Here is a 20,336-nt window from a genome sequence, read left to right on the forward strand (position 1 = left end):
GCCCGGTCGAGGCGGCCGCTGAGAGGGCTGTCGAAAGGGGTCAGGCTCCTGCGGGAGGCAGCCATTCGGTGAGCTGGACGATCACGCCGTTGGGGTCGGCCAGCCGAAGGCGGAGCTCACCCCAGGGGGCCAGCTGGAGCGGGGCCACGATGGTCGCCCCCTCGCTCCGCAGCCGCTCGTGCTCGGCTGCGAGGCCGGTGACCGCGAACGACACGACCACGTCGGCCAGACCCCGCCCGGGCGGACGCAGCTCAGGATCGAACAGCTCCAGCACGAGGTCGACGGCCGCGTCGTCGCGTCCCAGCCCCACGAAGTCCTCGCCGGCCAGGACCTCGCGGAATCCCAGATGGGAAGTGAAGAACCGGCTGGAGGCTCGCGGATCCACGACGGTCAGGAACACCGTCGACGAGACGACGTTCATCTCGGGAGGCCAGGAAGATGCATGGGGGACTCTCTCCCGGCATAGGGATTCTTCGGACGGAGCAAGCATCGGCCGGGGAGGCCGCCGCGATCAACGGCGGTTGCGGCAACGGTTCGTTGCCCCTGGGGTTGACGGTCTCAGCCGGACAGCGGCCCGAGGTCGCGGACGACCCGGGCGAAGGCGCGGATCATGTCGTTCTCCGCGGCGCCGTGCCACACCGGCCCGAACGGCAGCGCCTCCATGTCCCTGACGGGCAGGTAGGCGATGTCGGGGCGGGGGTAGTACCTGGCCACGTGGGCCGGGAAGAGGGAGACGGTCCCTTCCAGGACCGCGCTCACGAGGATGTCCTCGATGTTGCCCACGTTGGCGGTCCGGCTGATCAGGCGGCCCCCTGGGGTGACCTCCGGCACGTAGCGGTCGAACCAGTAGTCCGGGACGGGCTCGACGGTGATGTGCTCGAAGTCGCTGACCGCCTCCAGAGAGACCGAGGACCATCTGGTGAGCGGGTGGCCCTCGGCCACGGCCAGCACTCTCGGCTCGGTGAACATGAGGGGGCCCATGGTGAGGCCGGGTTCCTCCACGGGGAACCAGGTGACCAGGATGTCGGCCTCTCCCTGGTGCAGTTGCGTGAACGGATCCCGGTACGCGGACATTCGCAGACGGATGTCCCACTGCGGATGACGGGCGCGGAAGGTCTCCCAGAACGGGCGGAGTTCCTGGACGTTGGCCGGGAACAGGGCGATCCGCAGCGTGCCGGTCTTGCCGGTCGCGGCCATCCGGGCCCGTTCCAGGGTCCGCGTCAGCCCCTGGTGCAGCTCGCGAAGGTCGTCGCGGAGCTGCTCGCCCAGCGGGGTGAGCCGGACGTTGCGGCTGTTCCTCGCGAAGAGCTCGGCCCCGATGGCGCGTTCCTGCTTCTTGATCGCCTTGCTGACGCGGGCCGTGGTGACGTGCAGCCGCTCGGCGGTCCGGCCGAAGTGCAGTTCCTCGGCCAGGGTCAGGAAGATCTCGATGTCCCGCAGTTCCACAGGCCCCCCGCCTCGCGCCGCATGCAGGAACAAGCTTGACATAAGGCAATTACCTGACGAAGGCGCTCACGGTGAGGTCTTCTCTCAGTGCGCAGCCTCGACGCGCTGCTTGAGCGCGGCGTTCATGGCGGCGAAGTTGTCCTGGACGTCGATCGCGCTCCCGGCGAAGGGCACCAGGAAGCCGGTGAAGTTCTCCCCCTGGGTCAGCTTGACCCGCCCAGGGCCCGTCTCCTGGATGAGGAAGTAGTGCTCGCCGTCGACCACGCCCGGGACACCGAACCGGCCGATCCAGCGCAGTTCGTGCCCGGGGTCGGCGACCAGGACGGTCGGCTTGAAGGTCATCCCCTTCCCGCCGTCCGTGCCGGCCAGCTTGTTGACCAGCTTCGCGCCCTTTCTCGGCTCGCCGACGGCGCTGAGGATGAACGGGTTCCACTCGGGATAGGACCGGAAGTCGGTGAGCACCTGCCAGACCTGGGCGGCGGAGGCGTTGATCTCGATGTCGGCGCTGAGCTTGTGCGGGTGGCTCCGGGTCCAGCCGTACAGGCTCCCGATGACGACGCCGAGTGCGACGACCACGATCCCCGCGATGCGAACGATGCGGACGGCCATAACGACCCCTCCCTCATGGCTAATGCTGTTAGCCATAACCATAAGGCTAATGACGTTAGCCATGCAAGGTCGCCCTCCACCCCGAAGGCTCGTCGTGACAGTGGAATGAAGCGTTCCGTTCTGTTATGATGGGAGCAGAACGTTCCGTTCCGCAAAGTTAGGGGTTCGATCATGACTTTCCTCGTCACAGGTGCCACCGGGACCGTCGGGCGTTTCGTCGTCGAGGAGCTCCGCGCGGCGGGGCGGCCGGTTCGCGCGCTGACCAGGAACCCCGCCCGGGCCGCCTTCCCCGACGGTGTCGAGGTCGTCGCCGGCGACCTCGCCGACCTCGACTCACTGACCGGTGTCTTCGACGGCGTCGAGGCCGCACACCTGATCAACTTCGCGGGTGACGACTACACGCCCCTGCCCGACGGCGCCGGTCTGGTGAAGCTGGCCGCAGAGGCGGGCGTCCGGCGGGTCACGGTGCTCGGCGGGCGCGCGAACGGTTCGCTGGAGCAGGCTCTGGCCGCCACCGGCATCGAGTGGACGCTGCTCGAGCCGGTCGAGTTCATGTCCAACACGCTGCGCTGGTGGGCAGAGACGATCAAGGCCGAGGGGATCATCAAGGAGCCGTTCGGGGACCGGCTCAGCGCGCTGGTGCACGAGCGCGACATCGCCGCCGTGGCCGCCACGGTGCTGGTCGAGGGCGGGCACGGCGGCGAGGCCCTCCCCATCACCGGCCCCGAGGCGATCACGCTCAGGGAAAAGGTCGCGATCCTGAGCGCGGCCATCGGCACGGACGTCGGGTTCGTGGAGCTGACCGTGGACCAGGCGCGCGCCAAGTGGCGCGGCGACGGCATGGGCGAGGAGACCATCGAGTTCCTCGTCACCGCGCTGGGGAGCACGCCGGAGGCCGGCTACACCGTGGTCCCGACCGTCAAGGAGATCACCGGCCGCGACGCGCGCAGCTTCGCCCAGTGGTCCGCCGAGAACGCCGCCGCCTTCCGCTCCTGATCGGTGACCAACGGGGGAAGGCGGCGGGACGGGCACGCGGCGTCCGTCCCGCCGCCTTCTTCCGCAGGTAGGGACGTCGGTCTCGTCCCGCCGGTCAGCGGTGGTCGTGGTTCGGCGCGATGGCTACCGGTCGCCTCGCCACGGGAGAACGGTCGTGACGGGAGGCGGGCCGGAACGGCCGCCGGGGGACGGGACGGCGTAGGTGTTGACGTAGCGGTCATTGGGCGTGCCGGTGGCCCAGGTGTCGCGGGTGCCTGCGAAAGTGGCGGCGAAGTAGCCGTCCCCGTAGGCGCGGACCTTGGCCGTGTAGCGGCCCTTGCTGTTGGTCTTCACCCACTTGACGTGGTACCAGGTCTTCTTGCCGCGGAACCGGAAGATGATGCGCACCTTCTGGCCGGGGAACGCGCCGAAACGGTTCTTGCTGCTGTAGTAGCGGCTCAGGGTCCCGGAGACGGTGATGTAGCGGTTCTTGCGGACCTTGGTCGAGGACGCCTTCAGCTTGGACATCTTGGTCGACCATCGCCACGTCTTGCGCACGGAACTGACGGAGGGGGCCGCGGTGGTGTCCCCGGCGAAGCGAGCCCGCCAGTAGCCGGAGTTGTTCACGTTGAACGAGGCGCTGAACTGTCCGTAGCTGGTCTTCATCCTGCGGACGGTCTGCCAGCCGGTGCGGCCGTTGGGGGAGTATTCGAGGAGCACCTGCTTGCCGTTCACGTCTCCGCCGGCGGAGGCCGCGTACAGGGAGCCCCGCGCCCGGAAACGCCCGTAGGCGTCCATGGTCGCCGACAGCGAGGTCTTCGTGGCCGGGCGGACGCTGACCGCGGGGAGGGTCGCAGTGGAGCCTTCGTAAAAACCGGCCGCGGGTGACCGCGCGACGTAGGTCGCGGTGCAGGGCGGCTTGATGGTGCTGCTGAACCGGCCTTCGGCGTCCGTTCTGGCCTGGAAGGTGTACATGGGCGTGGTGCAGCGGGACGGGTCGACGGCGGGGTCGATGGCGACCGTCCGTCCGGACAGCGGCCTGCCCTGGTAGGTGACCTGACCGCTGAGGGTGAGGGGCTGGCCCTCGTCCAGGCCGGCTCGGCTCCCGATCAGGGTCGTCTGCGTCTTCCCGTGGACGACCTGGACGGTCACCGCGTCGGAGTGGAGTCCGAGCGACGGCACATCGGCCCAGACGCTCACCGAGTCGCTCGCCCCGTTGGGCCTGAGCGTCGCGGTGAAGGTGCCGTCATCGGCGGTGGTGGCGTCGTCGACCGAGCCCCATCCGGTGTTCGTGGACAGGTCGACCGGGATGCTCGCGGCGGGGGTTCCGTCCGCGGCGACGACCTTCCCGATGATCGTGGTCGTGGGGTTGTCGGGGTCGACGGAGGCGGCCTGGGCGGCGAGCACGATGGACGCCGCCCCGTCGGCGAGGGCGGGAGCGGCCGTCAATGTGCCGAGGATGAGGACGGACGTCATCCCGGTGGTGGCGATACGAAGCACGAGTGTCCCTTGGGTGGGCGCGATGATCAGCGTTGTCAGGACGTCCGGCCCGGCGACCGGGTTGCCCCCCGCAACCCGATCGTGATCATCATCGGGCTGCGCCCGGCGAGGGCCTGCGCCACGACCGCCTTCCGCCACCACCACGAACCACGCCTAAAGGGACAGCCGCTCTCGTGAGCGGCGGCTCCTTGCCTCTGCTGTCACAGAAGAGTGGCCCCCGTAACGAAGAAGACCCCGGAGCTTGTCGCTCCGGGGTCTGTTCCGTCACTGTGGGGCTACGACTTGCGTCACTACCCTGTGTGGGCGAGGAGGGATTTGAACCCTCACATCCTTTCGGACACACGGACCTGAACCGTGCGCGTCTGCCGTTCCGCCACCCGCCCGTGGGTGCCGTCCCGTTTCCGGGTGCCTGAAAAGGCTAGCACGGGGTCGGGGGTGGTTAGGTATCCAGATACGTCGAGCGAACCTTCGCACCGATACGATCGTCTACCAGTGGGGAAGGGAGGTGCCCGTGGGCGTCATTCAGCGCTTCGAGCGACGGCTTGAGGGCATGGTCGAAGGGGCCTTCGCCCGTGCCTTCAAGTCCGAGCTGCAGCCGGTCGAGGTGGCCAGCGCTGTGCAGCGCGAGATGGACGATCGGGCGGCGATCGTGGCACAGGGCCGCACGCTCGTGCCGAACGACTTCGTCGTGGAGATCTCTCAGCAGGACGGGCAGCGGCTCCAGGTGTACGCCGACAGCCTGAGCCAGGAGCTGGCGAACCTCGCGCGCGAGTACGCGAAGGAGCAGGGGTACTCCTTCGTGGGTCCGGTGCGCGTGCGGTTCGAGAACGCGGGAGATCTCGCCACGGGCATGTTCCGCATCAGGTCGGGGGTGATCCGGGGCTCGACGGTCGAGGGCGGGGAGATCCGCCGGCCGGTGAGCGACGTGCCGCAGGGCGGCCGGGGCGGGGTGTTCGGGGGGCATCCGCGGCTTCTGGTGACCACGGCGGTGGAGGGATCGGACACGACTCAGCGCACCTACGAGATCAACACTCCCGTGACCCTGCTGGGTCGCGGCACCGACTGCGACCTGCGCCTCGTCGACCCCGGCGTGTCACGGCACCATGCCGAGATCCGCGTAGAAGGTCCCGAAATCGCTCTCGTGGATCTAGGGTCGACCAACGGCTCGTTCGTGAACGGGCAGCCGATCCGGCGGGTCACGCTGGTCGACGGCTCCCGGGTCACGATGGGCCGCACCACTCTTGTGTTCCGCCGCGATAGGGAGTAACCCCGACTCCGATGTCCCCATTCACCCTCACGCTGATCAAGCTGGCGTTCCTCGCGGTGCTGTGGCTGTTCGTCATCGCGGCCGTCGGCGTGATCAGGGCCGACCTGTTCGGCTCCAAGGCCGCGTCGAAGGCGGCCACGCGCGCGTCCCAGCCCCGTCAACCCCGGCCGGCCAGGCAGCCGAAGCCGCCGCGGCCGCAGCACAGCGCCCAGCACGGCGCCCCGTCCAAGCTCGTGGTGGTCCAGGGCGAGCGGGCCGGCACCGTCATCGACCTCACGGGGGTGCCCATCACCATCGGCCGGGCCAATGACGCCACGCTCGTCGTGACCGACGACTACGCTTCGAGCCGGCATGCCCGACTTTTCGCGCAGGACGGTCAGTGGATCGTGGAAGATCTCGGCTCGACCAATGGGACGTATCTCGGACGCACGAAGGTGAGCCGGCCGATGCCGGTTCCCCCGGGCGTTCCGGTCCGTATCGGCAAGACCGTGATCGAGCTGCGCAAATGACACTGGGAATCCGCTACGCCGCGCGCTCCGACGTCGGCATGCTGCGCGAGGGCAACGAGGACTCGGCGTACGCGGGCGCGCACCTGCTCGCGGTGGCCGACGGGATGGGCGGGCACGTCGGCGGCGAGATCGCGAGCGCCGCGGCCATCGAGGCGCTGCGGGCGCTCGACAAGGACCTCCCGGCGACCGAGCTGCTGGCCGCGCTGGAGCACACGGTCAAGACGGCGAACGACAACCTGCACCGCATCGTGGAGTCCGACCCCGCCCTGCAGGGCATGGGGACGACGCTGACGGCGATGCTGTGGGCGGGCAACCAGGTCGCGCTGGTGCACATCGGGGACTCGCGTGCCTACCTGCTGCGCGACGGCAGCCTGTTCCAGATCACGCACGACCACACGCTGGTGCAGTCCCTGGTCGACGAGGGGCGGATCAGCCCGGACGAGGCGGCCTCGCACCCGCAGCGCTCGCTGCTGCTGCGGGCGCTGGACGGCCGCGGCGAGGTCGATCCCGACCTGTCGCTGCGCGAGGCGAAGGTCGGCGACCGGTACCTGCTGTGCTCCGACGGCCTGTCGGGCGTCGTCACGGCGGAGACGATCTTCCAGGTGCTCACGGACGTGGACGACCCCGAGCAGGCCGTCCGGCAGCTGATCGACCTGGCGAACCGGGGCGGCGGCCCCGACAACATCACCTGCGTCGTCGCCGACGTGGTGGACCTGGAGCGCCAGCCCCCGACGGGCGGGCCCGGCCACGCGGTGGGCGCGGCGGCCAACGCGGCGCCGCCGGAGCCGCCGGGCGGGGGGACGGGGTCCAACACGACCGTCGCCGACACCCCGGCGGGGCGGGCGGCGCAGCTGCGCGAGACCCGCCCGCAGCCGCCGGTGGCGGTGGACGAGATGCCGCCGCCGCAGGCCCCGATGCCGATGGGCGACCCGATGGGCCCGCCGCCGGCGCCGGGCGCGATGCCGCAGGCCCGGCAGATGCGCGGGCGGCGCGGCGGCACGCGGCGCTGGACGTGGCTGGTCGTGGTGGCGGGCGTGGTCGTGGTGGGCGTCGTGGCGGGCGGGTTCGTGCTGCTGCAGAACGTCCGGAACGGCTACTACATCGGCGCGAACAAGGACGGCGAGGTCGTCCTCTACCGCGGGACGACGCAGAAGGTGCCGGGCCTCAGCCTGTCCCGCGAGGCCGCGAAGAAGGAGCAGCCGAAGCAGCCGATCCTGGTGGCCGACCTCCCCCAGGCGCTCCAGGCGCAGGTCAAGGACACCTACACCGTCGACGGCCCGAAGGCGCTGAAGCAGCTGGAGAGCGCCGTCTGCAAGTACTCGCTCATCGGCGAGGGCGGCAAGGTCGTCATGGTGAAGGGCCGCGAGCAGCAGGACTGCCGGCAGTCCTCGGTCAAGAAGAGCGACATCCGGATCGACGAGCTGCCCGCCTCGGACGTGACCGCGGTCGAGAAGGGCACCCTCGTGTTCATCGGGCAGAAGGCGGCGCAGGCCAAGCTCGACCAGCTCGGCGCGCACCGGGAAGAGTGCAAGCAGCGCACCCCGTCCATCAAGGACTGCCCCTCCAGCGGAGGGAGCTCGTAAATGCAATCGATCGGGGACCAGATCCGGGCCCACCTCCCGTACCAGCGGCGCAACGCCGCGTCGCTGGCCCTGCTCGCCTTCGCGATGATCCTGACGCTGTCGGCGTTCGCGGAGGTCGGCCTCGCCCGTGACGGGAACATCCCCGGCGGCCTGTTCGTGTACGGCGGCGGCCTGGCCGTCCTGGCGTTCATCGCCTACCTGATCCAGGCGAAGTTCACCCCCTACGCCGACCCGCTGCTGCTGCCGCTCGCCGTGGCGCTGAACGGCATCGGGCTGGCGATGATCTACCGCCTGGACCTCGACACCAGCCACGACCGCAAGGTCGCGGCGGCCGCGGGCAAGAAGCTGCTCCCGGACGCCGCCGACGCGCCCGGCCAGCTGATGTGGACGTTCATCGGGATCGCCCTGTTCGTCGGGGCCGTGCTGATCATGCGCGACACCGACAAGCCGGACGCTCCGCTGTCCTTCACGCCGAAGACCGCGCAGCGCTACACGTACCTGATCGGGCTCACCGCGGTCGTCCTGCTGCTGCTGCCGATCGTCCCCGGCATCGGAGCGGAGATCAACGGCGCCCGGGTGTGGATCCATCTGGGTCCGTTCTCAGTGCAGCCGGGCGAGTTCGCGAAGCTGCTGCTGGTGGTCTTTTTCGCCGGGTATCTGGTGAACAAGCGCCAGGCGATGTCGCTGATCGGCAAGAAGGTCGGCCCGATCAGCCTGCCCCGGGCCCGCGACCTCGGCCCGATCATGGTGATCTGGTTCTTCTGCCTCGGCGTCCTGTTCATGCAGAAGGACCTCGGCACCGCGCTGCTGTTCTTCGGCCTGTTCGTGTCGATGCTGTACATCGCGACCCAGCGGGTGTCGTGGGTGGTGATCGGTGTCGGGCTGCTGTCGGTCGGCGTGTTCGTCGCGACGCTGCTGCCGTTCATGGGCCATGTGAACCAGCGCATCGACATCTGGCAGAACCCCAAGCCGTACTTCGACGGCGGCTGCCTGCTGGAGAGCGGCAAGGTCGTCCCGGTCAACCCCGACACCACCATCTACAAGAAGTACAAGGCGCAGGGCACCATCTCGCCGGGCTTCTCGGCCTGCGCGGAGCTGGGCGGGGAGTACTCCGACAGCGCGCAGCTGATGAAGGGCCTGTTCGCGCTCGGCCAGGGCGGCGTCCTCGGCACCGGGCTCGGCCAGGGCGAGCCGTGGCGGACGCCGCTGTCCTTCAGCGACTTCATCTTCGACTCGCTCGGCGAGGAGCTCGGGCTGACCGGGCTGATGGTGCTGCTGCTGATATACGCGTTGATCGTGCAACGCGGGATGAAGACGGCCGTGGCGGCGCGGGACCCGTTCCTGAAGTTGTTCGCGGGCGGCGTGTCGTTCGTGCTGGCCCTCCAGGTCTTCGTGATCGTCGGGGGCGTCACGCGGCTCATCCCGCTCACCGGCCTGACGACGCCCTTCCTGTCCCAGGGCGGTTCGTCGCTGATGGCCAACTGGATTCTGATCGCGATCCTGGTGCGGATGAGCCACGACGCGCGCAAGCCGGCCCCGCAGGCGATCCAGGACGAGGGCATGACCCAGATCGTGAGCACGAGGTGACTTCCCCCCTATGAACATGGACAAGCCGGTTCGGCGGGTGGCGATCTTCGCGTTGCTGCTGTTCTTCGGACTGATGGCGCAGGTCAACTACGTCCAGGGCAGCCAGGCGGAGGACCTGCGGACCGACGCCCGCAACAGCCGCCAGTACGCCGACGTGTTCAACTCGCCGCGCGGCCAGATCTCGGCGGGTGGCGAGGTGCTGGTGACCTCGAAGGAGACCGGCAAGGACAACCCGAAGTACGGCCGCACCTACAAGGACGGGCCGGTCTTCGCGCCGATCACCGGGTACTTCAACGGCAACGCCACCCAGGTCGAGCGGGCCTACAACTCGCTGCTCGGCGGCAAGGACACGCGGATCACGCAGCAGCGCTGGTTCGACACGTTCATCGGCAAGAAGGCCGAGGGCGCCAACGTCGAGCTGACGATCGACCCGCAGGCGCAGCGCACCGCCTACGAGCAGCTGAAGGCGGGGACGGCTCAGGGCCGCCGGGGCGGCGCGGTGGTGATCGACGTGAAGACGGGCGCGGTGAAGGTGGCGGCGTCGTGGCCGTCGTTCGACCCGAACGAGGTCGCGCCGCAGACCGGTGAGAAGGGCGGGAAGCGCCTGGAGCAGCTCGACAAGGGCGAGGGCGTCGTCAAGCCGCTGGTCGACAACGCCCTCAGCCAGACGTTCCCACCCGGGTCCTCGTTCAAGGCGGTCGTGTCGGCGATCGGGATGCAGAAGCTCGGCCTCAACAGCTCGTCCACGGTGAACACCGGGCAGCTGATCCTGCCGGAGTCGGGCCGTCCGCTGCCGAACTCGCACGACAGCGGCAGCTGCGCCGGGTCGGCCCCGCTGCGCGGCGCGTTCGCCGAGTCCTGCAACACCTCGTTCGCGAAGATGGCGCTGGACATGGGCATCCAGGAGCTGCACGACGGCGCCGCCCCGTTCGGGTTCGGCAAACATGTCCAGCTGGAGCCCGACATGTACGCGGCGGAGAGCGACATCCCGGTGTCGATCAAGGACGCCAAGGGCAACACCATCGAGACCGGCAAGGACGGCACGGCCCGGTCCGGAATCGGCCAGGAGAACGTGCGGGCCACGCCGCTGCAGATGGCGCTGGTCGCCTGCTCGATCGCCAACGGCGGCAAGATCATGAACCCGTACGTGGTGCAGAAGGTCCGCGCGAAGGACCAGAGCGAGCTCTACAACGCCTCCCCGAAGGAGTTCGGCGAGGCGATGAGCGGCGACCAGGCGAGCCAGCTCGAGGACATGATGCGCGCGGTGGTCTCCGAGGGCACCGCGAAGAACCTGGCGGGCAGGCGGGTCGCCGGCAAGACCGGTACCGCCGAGCAGGGTCCGGGCAACCCGAACGCGAACTGGTTCGTCGGGTTCAGCCCGACCCAGAGCCCGCGCTACGCGTTCGCCGTGATGGTCGAGGCCCCGGGTTCCGGCGCGAGCAACGCCGGCCCCGTCGCGGCGGCGATCATGGCGAAGGTTCTGCAGAAGTGAGTGCGGGCCTCGTCCTGCACGACCGGTACCGGCTGCTGGAGCGGCTGGCGATCGGCGGGATGGGCGAGGTCTGGCGCGCGTCCGACGCGCTGTCGGGGCGGGCGGTGGCGGTGAAGCTGCTGCGCCTGGAGCTGGGCTCGGACATGCGGGCGCGCGGCCGTTTCGAGTCGGAGGCGCGGTTCGCGGCGGAGCTGCGGCATCCGGGCATCGCGCGGGCGTTCGACTACGGCGAGCAGGCCGGGCGGACGTTCCTGGTGATGGAGCTGGTTCCGGGCGAGCCGCTGGACGAGATCCTGGCGCGCGACGGCGGGCTGCCGCTGGAGGCGGTGCTCGATCTGATCGTCCAGGCGGCCCGGGCCTTGGCGGTCGCGCACGCGGCCGGGATCGTGCACCGCGACGTCAAGCCGGCGAACCTGATGGTGGCCCCGGACGGCACCCTGAAGATCACCGACTTCGGGATCGCCCGCCGGCTGGCGGCGGCGTCGCAGACCCAGACCGGGATGGTCATGGGGACCGCGCACTACATCTCCCCGGAGCAGGCGCAGGGCCTGGAGCTCTCCCCGGCGGCGGACCTGTACTCGCTGGGCGCGGTGGCCTACGAGTGCCTGACCGGCGCGCCGCCGTTCGACGGGGCGACGCCGGTGGAGGTGGCGCTCAAGCACGTCCGGGACGCTCCCGCCGAGCTGCCGGCGCGGGTTCCCGAGTCGGCCCGCGAGCTGGTCATGGAGATGCTCGCGAAGGAGCCGCGCGACCGTCCCGCGAACGCCGACACGGTCGCCGCGCGGGCGCTGGGGATCCGCGCGTCGCTCAGCACGGGCCGCACCGGCGCGTCCCACGAGACCGCCCGGCTGGACACGGCGCGCCGGGGCGCACGCAGGCCCTCGGGCGCGGGCCCCGGCCCCCTCCCCGCAAGATCGTCGGCTTTGTCGGGATTTGACGCTGACGAAGGGGCGGATAACCTCTCCAGCGGACCGGTGAGCGGGCAACGGCGCTCGGCACTGGCGTACGCGTCGGTCGCGGCCGTCGTGCTGGTCTGCGTGATCGTCGTCGGCTCCCTGTGGAAGGGGCTGGCCTTCGCCGGACCGGGCAAGGACGAGCGGGAGCCGCCCGCCACCCCGGCCACCCGGCCGGTCGGGGACGGCAGCGTCGACGTTCCGGCCTCCACCCCCGCGCCCACCGGCGCCCCGCCCCGGCGCAAGGCCCGGGGCACTCCGAGGCCGGCTGTCCCGCCGCGGCACCGGACGCATAGGATCCGTCCGTCAACGCAGGCGCCGCCCCAGGCGTCCCTCTCACACAAGCCATCAAGGAATCCGCCCCGGGCGACTCCCACCGCCCCTGAGCCCACACCCGCCCCGACGGGGAGCACCACGACTCCGTCAACTCCGAGCCCGGATCCCCCGCCGACCCAGGAGGGGAAGCTAGGTTCTGGAGACAAGGTGTAGACGTACGAGGGAAAGTGCACATATGAGTCAACCTCGGCTGCTCGGCGGCCGCTACGAGCTCGAAACGGTGATCGGGCGCGGCGGCATGGCCGAGGTCTACCGTGCCCGGGACCGCCGCCTCGATCGCGTGGTCGCGGTCAAGACGCTGCGCTCCGACCTGGCCCGCGACCCCACGTTCCAGGCCCGGTTCCGGCGCGAGGCCCAGTCGGCCGCGTCGCTGAACCACCCCTCGGTCATCGCCGTGTACGACACCGGCGAGGACATGATCGGTGACACCCCGATCCCGTACATCGTCATGGAGCACGTGGACGGGAGCACGCTGCGCGACCTGCTCAGGGAGAACCGCGCGCTGCTGCCCGACAAGGCCCTGGAGATCACCGACGGGATCCTGCGGGCGCTGGACTACAGCCACCGCGGCGGCATCGTGCACCGCGACATCAAGCCGGCCAACGTGATGCTCACCCGGCAGCACGAGGTCAAGGTCATGGACTTCGGCATCGCCCGGGCCATGGCCGACACGGCGTCCACGATGACGCAGACCGCCCAGGTGATCGGCACCGCGCAGTACCTGTCGCCCGAGCAGGCGCGCGGCGAGCGGGTGGACGCCCGCAGCGACATCTACTCGACCGGTTGCGTGCTGTACGAGCTGCTCACCGGCAAGCCGCCGTTCACCGGCGACTCCCCGGTCGCGATCGCCTACCAGCACGTGCGGGAGGAGCCGGTCCCGCCGTCGCAGGTGGACCCGCAGATCCCGCAGTGGGCGGACGCCATCGTGCTGAAGGCGATGGCGAAGGAGGCCGACCACCGCTACCAGAACGCGACGGAGTTCCGGCAGGAGATCCAGCGCGTCCTGCAGGGCCAGCCGGTGTCGTCGACGGCGGCGTCCACGATGCTGATGGGCGGCCAGCAGCCGCAGGGCACGCAGGTGATGGGCGCGTACGGCGGCGGCCCGGCGCGCACGCAGGTGCGGCCGCAGGACGACGGCTACGGCCTGCCGCCCGCCCACTACGACGACGACGGACGCGGCGGCGCCGGCAAGAAGGCCGCGCTGTGGGTGGGGCTCGCGGTCCTGTTCATCGGCGGGGCCGCGCTCATCGGCCTGCTGATGAGCAAGGGGAACGACAAGAGCGACCAGGTCGCGATCCCGAAGAGCATCATCAACGTCTCGCAGAACGACGCGACGGGCCAGCTGACCAAGCTCGGCTTCAAGGTCGGCGATCCGAGGACCGACTTCAGCGACGACGTCCGGAAGGGTTACGTGATCAGCTCCGATCCGCAGCCCGGCACGGACGCCGCCAAGGGCGCCACGGTGACGCTGGTGGTCTCCAAGGGCAAGAAGCCGCCCACGGAGATCGAGATCCCGGACGTCACCGGCAAGCCGTACGCCACGGCGAAGAAGATGCTGGAGGAGAGCGGGTTCGAGGTCGACAAGCGGGTCGACTCGAACGACACCGTGCCGCGCGGCAACGTGATCTCGACCGACCCGTCCGGCGGCACGAAGGCGGCGAAGGGCTCGAACGTCACGGTGACGGTGTCGACGGGCCCGTCGAGCCTGAAGGTGCCGAGCCTGTTCAACAACAGCCAGCGGGCCGCGTGCGGCAAGCTGGAGGGCATGGGCCTGAGGTGCAACGTGCAGAAGGGCGCGCCGCCGCCCGACAAGCAGGTCGCGCCCGGCTTCGTGTACGACCAGCAGCCGGGCGAGGGCGCCACCGTGGCGCCGGGCGAGACGGTGACGATCTTCGTGGCGCAGAAGCCGCAGACGCCGCCGCCCAGTACCCCGACCTCGCCGACGCCGGGCCTGCCCGGCTGGCCCCCCGGCAACGGCCAGGGCTGACCGGAAGCGATCGAGGGCCCCGTCTCCTTCTGGAGGCGGGGCCCTCGGGCGTCTCGCGGGCCGTGTCGCGGGGCCGGACGGGCCCGGGCACGAGAGAAGGGCCTCCGCCACTCGGGGGCAATGGCGGAAGCCCTTCGCTATGGTCTTCGTCGCGACGCCAGCGGACGTTACGGATTTCAATCGAAATTTTCTGAGTTGGGGCGAGATGGGTGTCTCTAGCCCCGTCCGGCGGGATGACGCCTCAGGTCATCGCAGGTTTCGAGCCAGTTCCGAAGCAGTCGATGGCCCGCCGTGGAGAGGATCGACTCGGGGTGGAACTGGACGCCCTCGACGGGCCGGCCGCGGTGGCGCAGGCCCATGACGACGCCGTCGCCGGTGCGGGCGGTCACCTCCAGGACGTCCGGCGGGACCGTCCCGGGCACGACGGCGAGCGAGTGGTAGCGGGTCGCGGCGAACGGGTCCGGCAGGCCGCGGAAGACGCCGGCGCCGTCGTGGTGGATCTCGCTCGTGAAGCCGTGGACGATCTCGGGGGCGCGGGCGACCGTCGCGCCGTGCACGTGGGCGATCACCTGATGGCCGAGGCACACGCCGAGCAGGGGCGTGCCGCGGCGCTCGGCGTCCCGCACGAGGTCGAGGCAGACTCCGGCGTCGGCGGGATGCCCGGGGCCGGGGCTGAGCAGGACGCCGTCGACGCCGGCGGCGTCCTCGACGGCGACGTCCGAACGGTCCCTGACCAGGCAGTCGGCGCCGAGCTCCAGCAGGTACTGGACGATGTTGTAGACGAAGCTGTCGTGGTTGTCGACGACGAGGACGCGCATCGCCGGTCAGCCCGGGGTGGCGGAGCCGGACGGCGCCGGGTCCTGCACGACGCCGTGGTCGAACTGGACCTTGGGTTCGATCCACGGGAACACGACGTACCAGAGGAGGACGGCGACCGCGACGAGCAGTCCGAGCGCGGTCGCGGTCTTGGTCTGCCAGGAGCCGGGCAGCCGGCGCCAGATCCATGCGTACACGGGGCCTCCTACGTCCCGGCGGCCCGGGCCGACGCCGCGCGCGGCAGGGCCTCGGCCAGCTCGCCGAAGACGACCATTCGTTGGGCGGCGGAGTACTTCGGGTGGCAGGTGGTGAGGGTGAGGAGCCGCTCGGTCGGCCGCCGCTTCGGGTGGAAGGGGACGGGCGCGGTCACCTCCACCGCCGACGGCTTCACGATCCGCCGGTCGGTGACCTTGTAGACGTACTGCTCGTCCCGGGTGTCGATGAGGATCCTGTCGCCGCGCTCGAGTTCGCCGAGCCGGTTGAACGGCGCGGAGTAGGTGGTCCGGTGCCCGGAGACCACGAAGTTCCCGACCTGGCCCGGCAGCGCGCTGCCCGGGTAGTGGCCGGGCCCCTTGCGCAGGTCGGCCCGGTCGACGCCCTCGATCACGACGAAGCGGTAGTGCTCGCCGAACCGGGGGATGCGGATCACGGCGAGGCCCCGGCCGAGCTTGACCCGCTCAGTGGTGACCTTGGTGGCCCGCCAGTTCTTCATCATCTCGTCGCCGAGCTCGTCCTGGGCGCCCTTGGTGTACTGGCCGGTGCCCCACAGCTCGTACGTCACGAACAGCATGACGACCAGCCCGGCGGTGATGCACAGCTCGCCCATGCCACGGATCACCGTCCGCACCGCGTCCTCCTCTTCCGGGGGGTTCAGCCGCCTTCGGGCGGTTCCGCCGGAACCGTAGCGTGCTTCATGGTCACGTTGCCGGTGTAGGCCGGCAGCGTGGCGCGTTCCATCGTCCGCACCGCGTAGCCGAGCCCGTAGGCGCGGACGTACTCGCGGTAGACCGCGATCTCGCGGGACGCGCCGAGCGCGGCGCGCAGCCGGGCCGGATCTCCGACGGCGGTGATCCGGAACGGCGGCGAGTACACCACGCCCTGGAGGATCAGCGTATTGCCGACGCACCGCACCGCGCTGGTCGAGATCACCCGCTGGTCCATGATCTGCATGGCGCGGGCGCCGCCCGCCCACAGCGCGTTGACGACGGCCTGGACGTCGCCCTGGTGCACCACCAGGTCGTCCGGGCGGACGCCGCGGGGCAGCTCGCCCGACTTCGGCTGCGGCGCGTCGTCCAGCGAGACGCGGACGGCGCGGCCGGCGGCGGGGGTGAAACCGGCCTCGGCGGCGAGCCGGTCGGCCTCCGCCTGAGCGTTTTTCACCCGGGCGTCGTGACGTCCGGCCTCCCGGGAGATACCGTCGACCTGGCGGCGCAGTCGCCGGTACTCGGCACGATCCTGCCGGCCCCGGCGCTGCTCCGCGGTGATGAGCTCGGTGATCCTGGTCCGGCCCTGTTCGCGCAGGCTCGTGCCGCGGGCCGTGCTCGCGCTCGCCGCGAACAAGGTTCCCGCAAGGAGCGTGAGAACTGGGATGATGCTTCCCCACGCCGGACGCCGTACGCTGCTCACCAGCGACTACGCTAACCGACAAAACACCCATGCGCGGTCCGACGCTCCGGCCGCCGGACGCCCGAGGAGATCGATCCCACCGTGGCCAAGTCCAAAGTGCGCAAGAAGGCCGTCTACACGCCCCCGCAGAAGTCCAAGGCGCCCGAGGTCAGCCCGCGCTGGCTCGTGCCGACGATGGTCGCTCTGTGGCTCGTCGGCCTGATCTGGATCGCTGTCTTCTACGTGACGGCCAGCACGGGTACGGACGTGCCGTACATGACCGACCTGCACAACTGGAACCTGGGAATCGGCTTCACCGCGATCATCCTGGGCGTGGTCCTGTCGACCCGCTGGCGCTGACCGCGAGTTATCCACAGGTTGAGGATCTCTCACCGCGCCTTTCCCCAGGTTTTCCACAGCGGGTGTCCACAGGCGCCGGAGCGCGGACGCCGCCGCGCGCGAGCCGGGCGGCCGGTGCGGCCGTGCGCGGCGGCCCCGCGCACGGCCATCCCGCGCACGGCCATCCCGCGCACGGCTACATCGCCGGGCTCAGTTCGGCCGTTCTGAGCACCACGAGCCCCGCGAGCAGCGCCAGCATGACCAGCGGCGCGCCGAGGTGCACCAGCCGGCGCCGCGCCTCCGGCGCGTAGGCGTAGGCCGCGGCCAGCGCCGCCCCCACCGCCAGGCCGCCGACGTGGCCCTGCCAGGAGATGCCCGGCACCGAGAACGTGATCACCAGGTTGATCACCAGCAGGACCACGATGGGGCCGACCGGCCCGCCGAGCCTGCGGCCGATCACGAAGTACGCCCCGAACAGTCCGAAGATGGCCCCGGACGCGCCGACCGCCGAGTCGTGCGGGGACCCGACCAGGTACAGCAGCACCGAGCCGCCGAGCCCCGACAGCACGTAGAGGGCGAGGAAGCGCCACCGTCCGAGCACCTGCTCCAGCGCGGGACCGACGGCCCACAGCGCCCACATGTTGAACAGGATGTGGGTGATGCCGAACGACCCGCCGCGCTGGTGCAGGAACATCGTGGTGAACAGCCGGTACCACTCGCCCTCGGCGACCCCGCCGACCTGCCCGCCGGGCAGCACCCCCTGGCCGAGCATCATGAACTCCCAGACCACGCGCCAGGACGCCAGCTCGGCGAGGTACGCCGCGATGCACGCGCCGATGAGCGTGTAGGTGACGATCGGCACGGCCGTCGCCCCGCCCCGCGCGCCGAGGACCGTCCGGGGGACCGCCTTGCGGGCCCCCCGGTTGCCCTCGGCGACGCACTCCACGCACTGGTGCCCCACCGCCGCGTCCCGCATGCACTCCGGGCAGATGAAGCGGTCGCATCGGGTGCAGCGCACATACGTCTCGCGGCTCGGATGCCGGTAGCAGGTCGGCACCGAGGTCTCGGGAACGGGACTCTGGTCTGTGCTCATCAGTGGCTCCGTGGGCCTTACGTGCGGCGGGCGCTCGGCTCACCCGTGGCGGGGTCTCACCGTGACAACGTCTAACGGCGTTCGATCGTCACCGACTCGATGACGACGTCCTCCTTCGGGCGGTCCCCCCGCCCGGTCTCGACCTTGCTGATGCGGTCGACGACGTCGGTGCCCTCGATGACCTTGCCGAAGATGGTGTGCCGGCCGGTCAGGTGCCGCGTGTGCGCGACGTTCGTCGTGATGAAGAACTGGGAGCCGTTGGTGCCGGGCCCCGCGTTCGCCATCGCCAGCAGGTACGGGCGGTCGAACTTCAGGTCGGGGTGGAACTCGTCCTTGAACTGGTAGCCGGGGCCGCCGGTGCCGGTGCCGAGCGGGTCGCCGCCCTGGAGCATGAAGTCGTCGATGACCCGGTGGAAGATGGTTCCGTTGTAGAGCGGCGCGTCCGACTTCTGGCCGGTGCGCGGGTCGGTCCAGGTGCGGGTGCCCTCCGCCAGCTCGACGAAGTTCGCCACGGTCTCGGGCGCGTGCTCCGGGTACAGCTGGATGACGATCTTGCCCAGCGACGTGGTGAGCGTCGCGAAGATCTCGTTGGCCACGCTGGCCGCCTCCTCTTGGTGGATTCTTTGACGTCGACGGGTTCGGTGACGTGCGGTGCGGGGTCCCGGCCAGGCCCGGATCCGTCACTTTCCGTTGAAGGCTCGTCACGGTCGCGGTGTTTACCTCCCGTTCGCTGGGAAGGCTGCCTGACAGGACCTCGCAAACAGGGAGGTTAGCGTGTCCCTAATGATCAATATCCGCCGGAAGCCGCAGGACGAGGTCGTCGACCGGCTCGGCCGCGTCCAGCAGGCGGCCCGCCAGGGCGTCGACGCGTGCCGTCAGGGCGCCGCGGGCGCGGCCGAGCGGATCGGGCCCATCGCGAACGAACGCGTGATGGTCGCCCGTGGCTGGAGCGCACCGAGGCTGCGTCATGCGGCCCGGTACGTGGAGACCGGGCTCGCCCCGCGGGTGAGCTCGTTCCTGAGCGACGTCGCGGGGCGGGTGGAACCGCCGAAGTCGGCGGCGAAGTCCGGGCGCGGCGCCGTCATGGCGATGGTGGGGGTGGTCGCCGCCGTCGGAGTGGCCGGCGCGGTGGCCACGCGGCGCGGCGCCGTCCGCGACATGGCCAAGGGGTCGGGTGAGCATTCCGGCAGCGCGACCTCGGCCGACTCCATGACGGTCAGCGGCGCCGACGCGGACGGCCAGGTGCATTCACCGCACTGAGGCCTGCGAACGCGCTGGAAGCACGGGTGAGGGCCCGGCCGCACCGCGGCCGGGCCCTTCGCCGTCCCGGTGCGGACGGGAGTTGCTACCACCCGGTACGGTGAACGCCATGTCGCCGAAACGCCCCCTGCGGCAGGTGCTGGCGGCCCGCGCGAAGCAGCGGGCGCGCCAGGGCGTGCACACGGCCGTGCACCGCGCCTGGGAATGGATCCAGCGGCACGGGGAGATCAGCCCGCACACGCCGGGCCGCCGCAGTTTCGCCTACCTGGGCGAGGGCGCCTGCATCGGCTTCCCGACCGGCGCGATCTACGGCGAGCCCTGGATCTCGATCGGCGACCACACGCTGGTGGGCACGCACGTCACCATCTCCGCCGGGTTCGTGCCCGGCCTCGACCTCGGGCCGGACGTCATCGTCCGGATCGGCGGGAGCTGCTCGCTCGGCCGCGGCACCCACATCGTGGGTCACCAGTCGATCGAGATCGGCGACGACGTCTTCACCGGCCCGAACGTCTACATCACCGACCAGAACCACACCTACGGCGACCTGCACACCCCGATCGGGCGGCAGTGGCCGGAGAACAACCCGGTGGTGATCGGGGACGGCTGCTGGATCGGCACCGGGGCGATCATCCTTCCCGGCACCCGCCTCGGCCGCAACGTCGCGGTGGCCGGCGGCGCCGTCGTCCGCGGCGAGTTCCCCGACCACTCGGTCATCGGCGGCGTCCCGGCCAAGATCCTGCGCAGCCACGACAAGGAGAGCGGCTGGCAGCCGCCCCTGCGCACCGACCCCCTGATGTCGCTGGACGAGCTCGCGGCCCTCTCAGTGGACGGCCTGGAGGGCCTGCAGATCCTCCAGGACAGGCTGCGCGCCGAGTCCGCCGCACGCGACGGCGACGTCCTCAGCGAGGAGGCCGGCTGACCGCCGCGCCCCGCCGCCCCCGCACCCGGAAAGCGAAGAGCCCCGCACGCGAGTGCGGGG

21 protein-coding genes and 1 tRNA gene are annotated in these 20,336 nt (G+C 70.6%); 11 read left to right on the top strand and 11 right to left on the bottom strand.

What is annotated here, in order from left to right:
• Positions 1–40: 40 nt before the first annotated feature.
• The 3 genes from AB0C87_RS04800 to AB0C87_RS04810 all read right to left on the bottom strand — a co-directional run bounded on the left by AB0C87_RS04800 (position 41) and on the right by AB0C87_RS04810 (position 2,055).
• The gene (locus AB0C87_RS04800) at positions 41–421 is read right to left on the bottom strand and encodes a VOC family protein (RefSeq protein WP_345187137.1); all 381 of its coding nucleotides are present in this window, start codon (positions 419–421) and stop codon (positions 41–43) included.
• 137 nt (positions 422–558) lie between these two features.
• Complete coding sequence (locus AB0C87_RS04805) at positions 559–1,446, bottom strand: LysR family transcriptional regulator (RefSeq protein ID WP_360576588.1); 888 nt, start codon at positions 1,444–1,446, stop codon at positions 559–561.
• 84 nt (positions 1,447–1,530) lie between these two features.
• Complete coding sequence (locus tag AB0C87_RS04810; protein WP_360576589.1) at positions 1,531–2,055, bottom strand: SRPBCC domain-containing protein; 525 nt, start codon at positions 2,053–2,055, stop codon at positions 1,531–1,533.
• Positions 2,056–2,226: 171 nt separating this feature from the next.
• Between AB0C87_RS04810 and AB0C87_RS04815 the strand changes: the two genes are divergently transcribed.
• Positions 2,227–3,051: an NmrA family NAD(P)-binding protein gene (locus AB0C87_RS04815; RefSeq protein ID WP_360576590.1), complete on the top strand. Its 825-nt coding sequence runs from the start codon at positions 2,227–2,229 to the stop codon at positions 3,049–3,051.
• A gap of 123 nt (positions 3,052–3,174) precedes the next feature.
• On the opposite strand, the gene AB0C87_RS04820 is transcribed toward AB0C87_RS04815, so the two are convergent.
• Together AB0C87_RS04820 and AB0C87_RS04825 are read right to left on the bottom strand one after the other, a co-directional pair.
• Positions 3,175–4,530, bottom strand: coding sequence for a hypothetical protein (locus AB0C87_RS04820; protein ID WP_360576591.1), 1,356 nt, complete (start codon positions 4,528–4,530; stop codon positions 3,175–3,177).
• 300 nt (positions 4,531–4,830) lie between these two features.
• Positions 4,831–4,913 (bottom strand) — tRNA-Leu (locus tag AB0C87_RS04825).
• 128 nt (positions 4,914–5,041) lie between these two features.
• Between AB0C87_RS04825 and AB0C87_RS04830 the strand changes: the two genes are divergently transcribed.
• The 7 genes from AB0C87_RS04830 to pknB are packed head-to-tail and all read left to right on the top strand — an operon-like array spanning position 5,042 to position 14,244.
• Positions 5,042–5,797: a DUF3662 and FHA domain-containing protein gene (locus tag AB0C87_RS04830; protein ID WP_067627928.1), complete on the top strand. Its 756-nt coding sequence runs from the start codon at positions 5,042–5,044 to the stop codon at positions 5,795–5,797.
• Between the two features lie 11 nt (positions 5,798–5,808).
• Positions 5,809–6,306, top strand: coding sequence for an FHA domain-containing protein (locus tag AB0C87_RS04835; RefSeq protein ID WP_345187123.1), 498 nt, complete (start codon positions 5,809–5,811; stop codon positions 6,304–6,306).
• Complete coding sequence (locus AB0C87_RS04840; protein WP_360576592.1) at positions 6,303–7,889, top strand: Stp1/IreP family PP2C-type Ser/Thr phosphatase; 1,587 nt, start codon at positions 6,303–6,305, stop codon at positions 7,887–7,889. The genes AB0C87_RS04835 and AB0C87_RS04840 overlap by 4 nt, the downstream gene beginning before the upstream one ends.
• Positions 7,890–9,476: an FtsW/RodA/SpoVE family cell cycle protein gene (locus tag AB0C87_RS04845; protein ID WP_345187118.1), complete on the top strand. Its 1,587-nt coding sequence runs from the start codon at positions 7,890–7,892 to the stop codon at positions 9,474–9,476.
• A 16-nt stretch (positions 9,477–9,492) separates the two neighbouring features.
• On the top strand, positions 9,493–10,968 hold the full coding sequence (locus AB0C87_RS04850; RefSeq protein ID WP_345187115.1) for a penicillin-binding transpeptidase domain-containing protein: 1,476 nt from the start codon (positions 9,493–9,495) through the stop codon (positions 10,966–10,968).
• Complete coding sequence (locus tag AB0C87_RS04855) at positions 10,965–12,410, top strand: protein kinase (protein ID WP_360576593.1); 1,446 nt, start codon at positions 10,965–10,967, stop codon at positions 12,408–12,410. The genes AB0C87_RS04850 and AB0C87_RS04855 overlap by 4 nt, the downstream gene beginning before the upstream one ends.
• Before the next feature lie 22 nt (positions 12,411–12,432).
• Positions 12,433–14,244 (top strand): Stk1 family PASTA domain-containing Ser/Thr kinase, encoded by a 1,812-nt coding sequence (pknB, locus tag AB0C87_RS04860; protein ID WP_345187109.1) that lies wholly within the window; start codon positions 12,433–12,435, stop codon positions 14,242–14,244.
• 215 nt (positions 14,245–14,459) lie between these two features.
• Here the strand turns inward: pknB and AB0C87_RS04865 are convergent, their stop codons facing one another.
• The 4 genes from AB0C87_RS04865 to AB0C87_RS04880 are packed head-to-tail and all read right to left on the bottom strand — an operon-like array spanning position 14,460 to position 16,686.
• Entirely contained in the window at positions 14,460–15,062 is a 603-nt protein-coding gene (locus AB0C87_RS04865; RefSeq protein WP_353835014.1) for a gamma-glutamyl-gamma-aminobutyrate hydrolase family protein, read from the bottom strand.
• A 6-nt stretch (positions 15,063–15,068) separates the two neighbouring features.
• Positions 15,069–15,257: a hypothetical protein gene (locus tag AB0C87_RS04870; RefSeq protein WP_345187105.1), complete on the bottom strand. Its 189-nt coding sequence runs from the start codon at positions 15,255–15,257 to the stop codon at positions 15,069–15,071.
• A gap of 8 nt (positions 15,258–15,265) precedes the next feature.
• Positions 15,266–15,907, bottom strand: a complete 642-nt coding sequence (locus tag AB0C87_RS04875; RefSeq protein WP_360576594.1) for a class E sortase — start codon at positions 15,905–15,907, stop codon at positions 15,266–15,268.
• Positions 15,908–15,930: 23 nt separating this feature from the next.
• Complete coding sequence (locus AB0C87_RS04880) at positions 15,931–16,686, bottom strand: DUF881 domain-containing protein (protein WP_360355134.1); 756 nt, start codon at positions 16,684–16,686, stop codon at positions 15,931–15,933.
• Between the two features lie 81 nt (positions 16,687–16,767).
• Between AB0C87_RS04880 and AB0C87_RS04885 the strand changes: the two genes are divergently transcribed.
• Positions 16,768–17,025, top strand: a complete 258-nt coding sequence (locus AB0C87_RS04885) for a cell division protein CrgA (RefSeq protein ID WP_345187099.1) — start codon at positions 16,768–16,770, stop codon at positions 17,023–17,025.
• A gap of 175 nt (positions 17,026–17,200) precedes the next feature.
• On the opposite strand, the gene AB0C87_RS04890 is transcribed toward AB0C87_RS04885, so the two are convergent.
• Positions 17,201–18,097, bottom strand: a complete 897-nt coding sequence (locus AB0C87_RS04890) for a rhomboid family intramembrane serine protease (RefSeq protein WP_345187097.1) — start codon at positions 18,095–18,097, stop codon at positions 17,201–17,203.
• A gap of 71 nt (positions 18,098–18,168) precedes the next feature.
• Entirely contained in the window at positions 18,169–18,693 is a 525-nt protein-coding gene (locus AB0C87_RS04895; protein ID WP_345187095.1) for a peptidylprolyl isomerase, read from the bottom strand.
• Between the two features lie 187 nt (positions 18,694–18,880).
• On the opposite strand from AB0C87_RS04895, the gene AB0C87_RS04900 reads away from it, so the two are divergent.
• Positions 18,881–19,357: a hypothetical protein gene (locus tag AB0C87_RS04900; RefSeq protein ID WP_345187093.1), complete on the top strand. Its 477-nt coding sequence runs from the start codon at positions 18,881–18,883 to the stop codon at positions 19,355–19,357.
• A 109-nt stretch (positions 19,358–19,466) separates the two neighbouring features.
• On the top strand, positions 19,467–20,276 hold the full coding sequence (locus AB0C87_RS04905) for an acyltransferase (protein ID WP_360576595.1): 810 nt from the start codon (positions 19,467–19,469) through the stop codon (positions 20,274–20,276).
• The last annotated feature ends 60 nt before the right edge of the window (positions 20,277–20,336 follow it).

The sequence above is a fragment of the Actinomadura sp. NPDC048021 genome, from assembly GCF_040653135.1.
GTDB lineage: Bacteria > Actinomycetota > Actinomycetes > Streptosporangiales > Streptosporangiaceae > Spirillospora > Spirillospora verrucosospora.

Bases quoted from the DNA above. Each gene is read 5' to 3' on its own strand.
- AB0C87_RS04800 (WP_345187137.1), bottom strand. From the start codon at position 421: ATGAACGTCGTCTCGTCGACGGTGTTCCTGACCGTCGTGGATCCGCGA.
- AB0C87_RS04810 (WP_360576589.1), bottom strand. From the start codon at position 2,055: ATGGCCGTCCGCATCGTTCGCATCGCGGGGATCGTGGTCGTCGCACTC.
- AB0C87_RS04815 (WP_360576590.1), top strand. From the start codon at position 2,227: ATGACTTTCCTCGTCACAGGTGCCACCGGGACCGTCGGGCGTTTCGTC.
- AB0C87_RS04835 (WP_345187123.1), top strand. From the start codon at position 5,809: ATGTCCCCATTCACCCTCACGCTGATCAAGCTGGCGTTCCTCGCGGTG.
- AB0C87_RS04840 (WP_360576592.1), top strand. From the start codon at position 6,303: ATGACACTGGGAATCCGCTACGCCGCGCGCTCCGACGTCGGCATGCTG.
- AB0C87_RS04845 (WP_345187118.1), top strand. From the start codon at position 7,890: ATGCAATCGATCGGGGACCAGATCCGGGCCCACCTCCCGTACCAGCGG.
- AB0C87_RS04850 (WP_345187115.1), top strand. From the start codon at position 9,493: ATGGACAAGCCGGTTCGGCGGGTGGCGATCTTCGCGTTGCTGCTGTTC.
- pknB (WP_345187109.1), top strand. From the start codon at position 12,433: ATGAGTCAACCTCGGCTGCTCGGCGGCCGCTACGAGCTCGAAACGGTG.
- AB0C87_RS04865 (WP_353835014.1), bottom strand. From the start codon at position 15,062: ATGCGCGTCCTCGTCGTCGACAACCACGACAGCTTCGTCTACAACATC.
- AB0C87_RS04890 (WP_345187097.1), bottom strand. From the start codon at position 18,097: ATGAGCACAGACCAGAGTCCCGTTCCCGAGACCTCGGTGCCGACCTGC.
- AB0C87_RS04900 (WP_345187093.1), top strand. From the start codon at position 18,881: ATGATCAATATCCGCCGGAAGCCGCAGGACGAGGTCGTCGACCGGCTC.
- AB0C87_RS04905 (WP_360576595.1), top strand. From the start codon at position 19,467: ATGTCGCCGAAACGCCCCCTGCGGCAGGTGCTGGCGGCCCGCGCGAAG.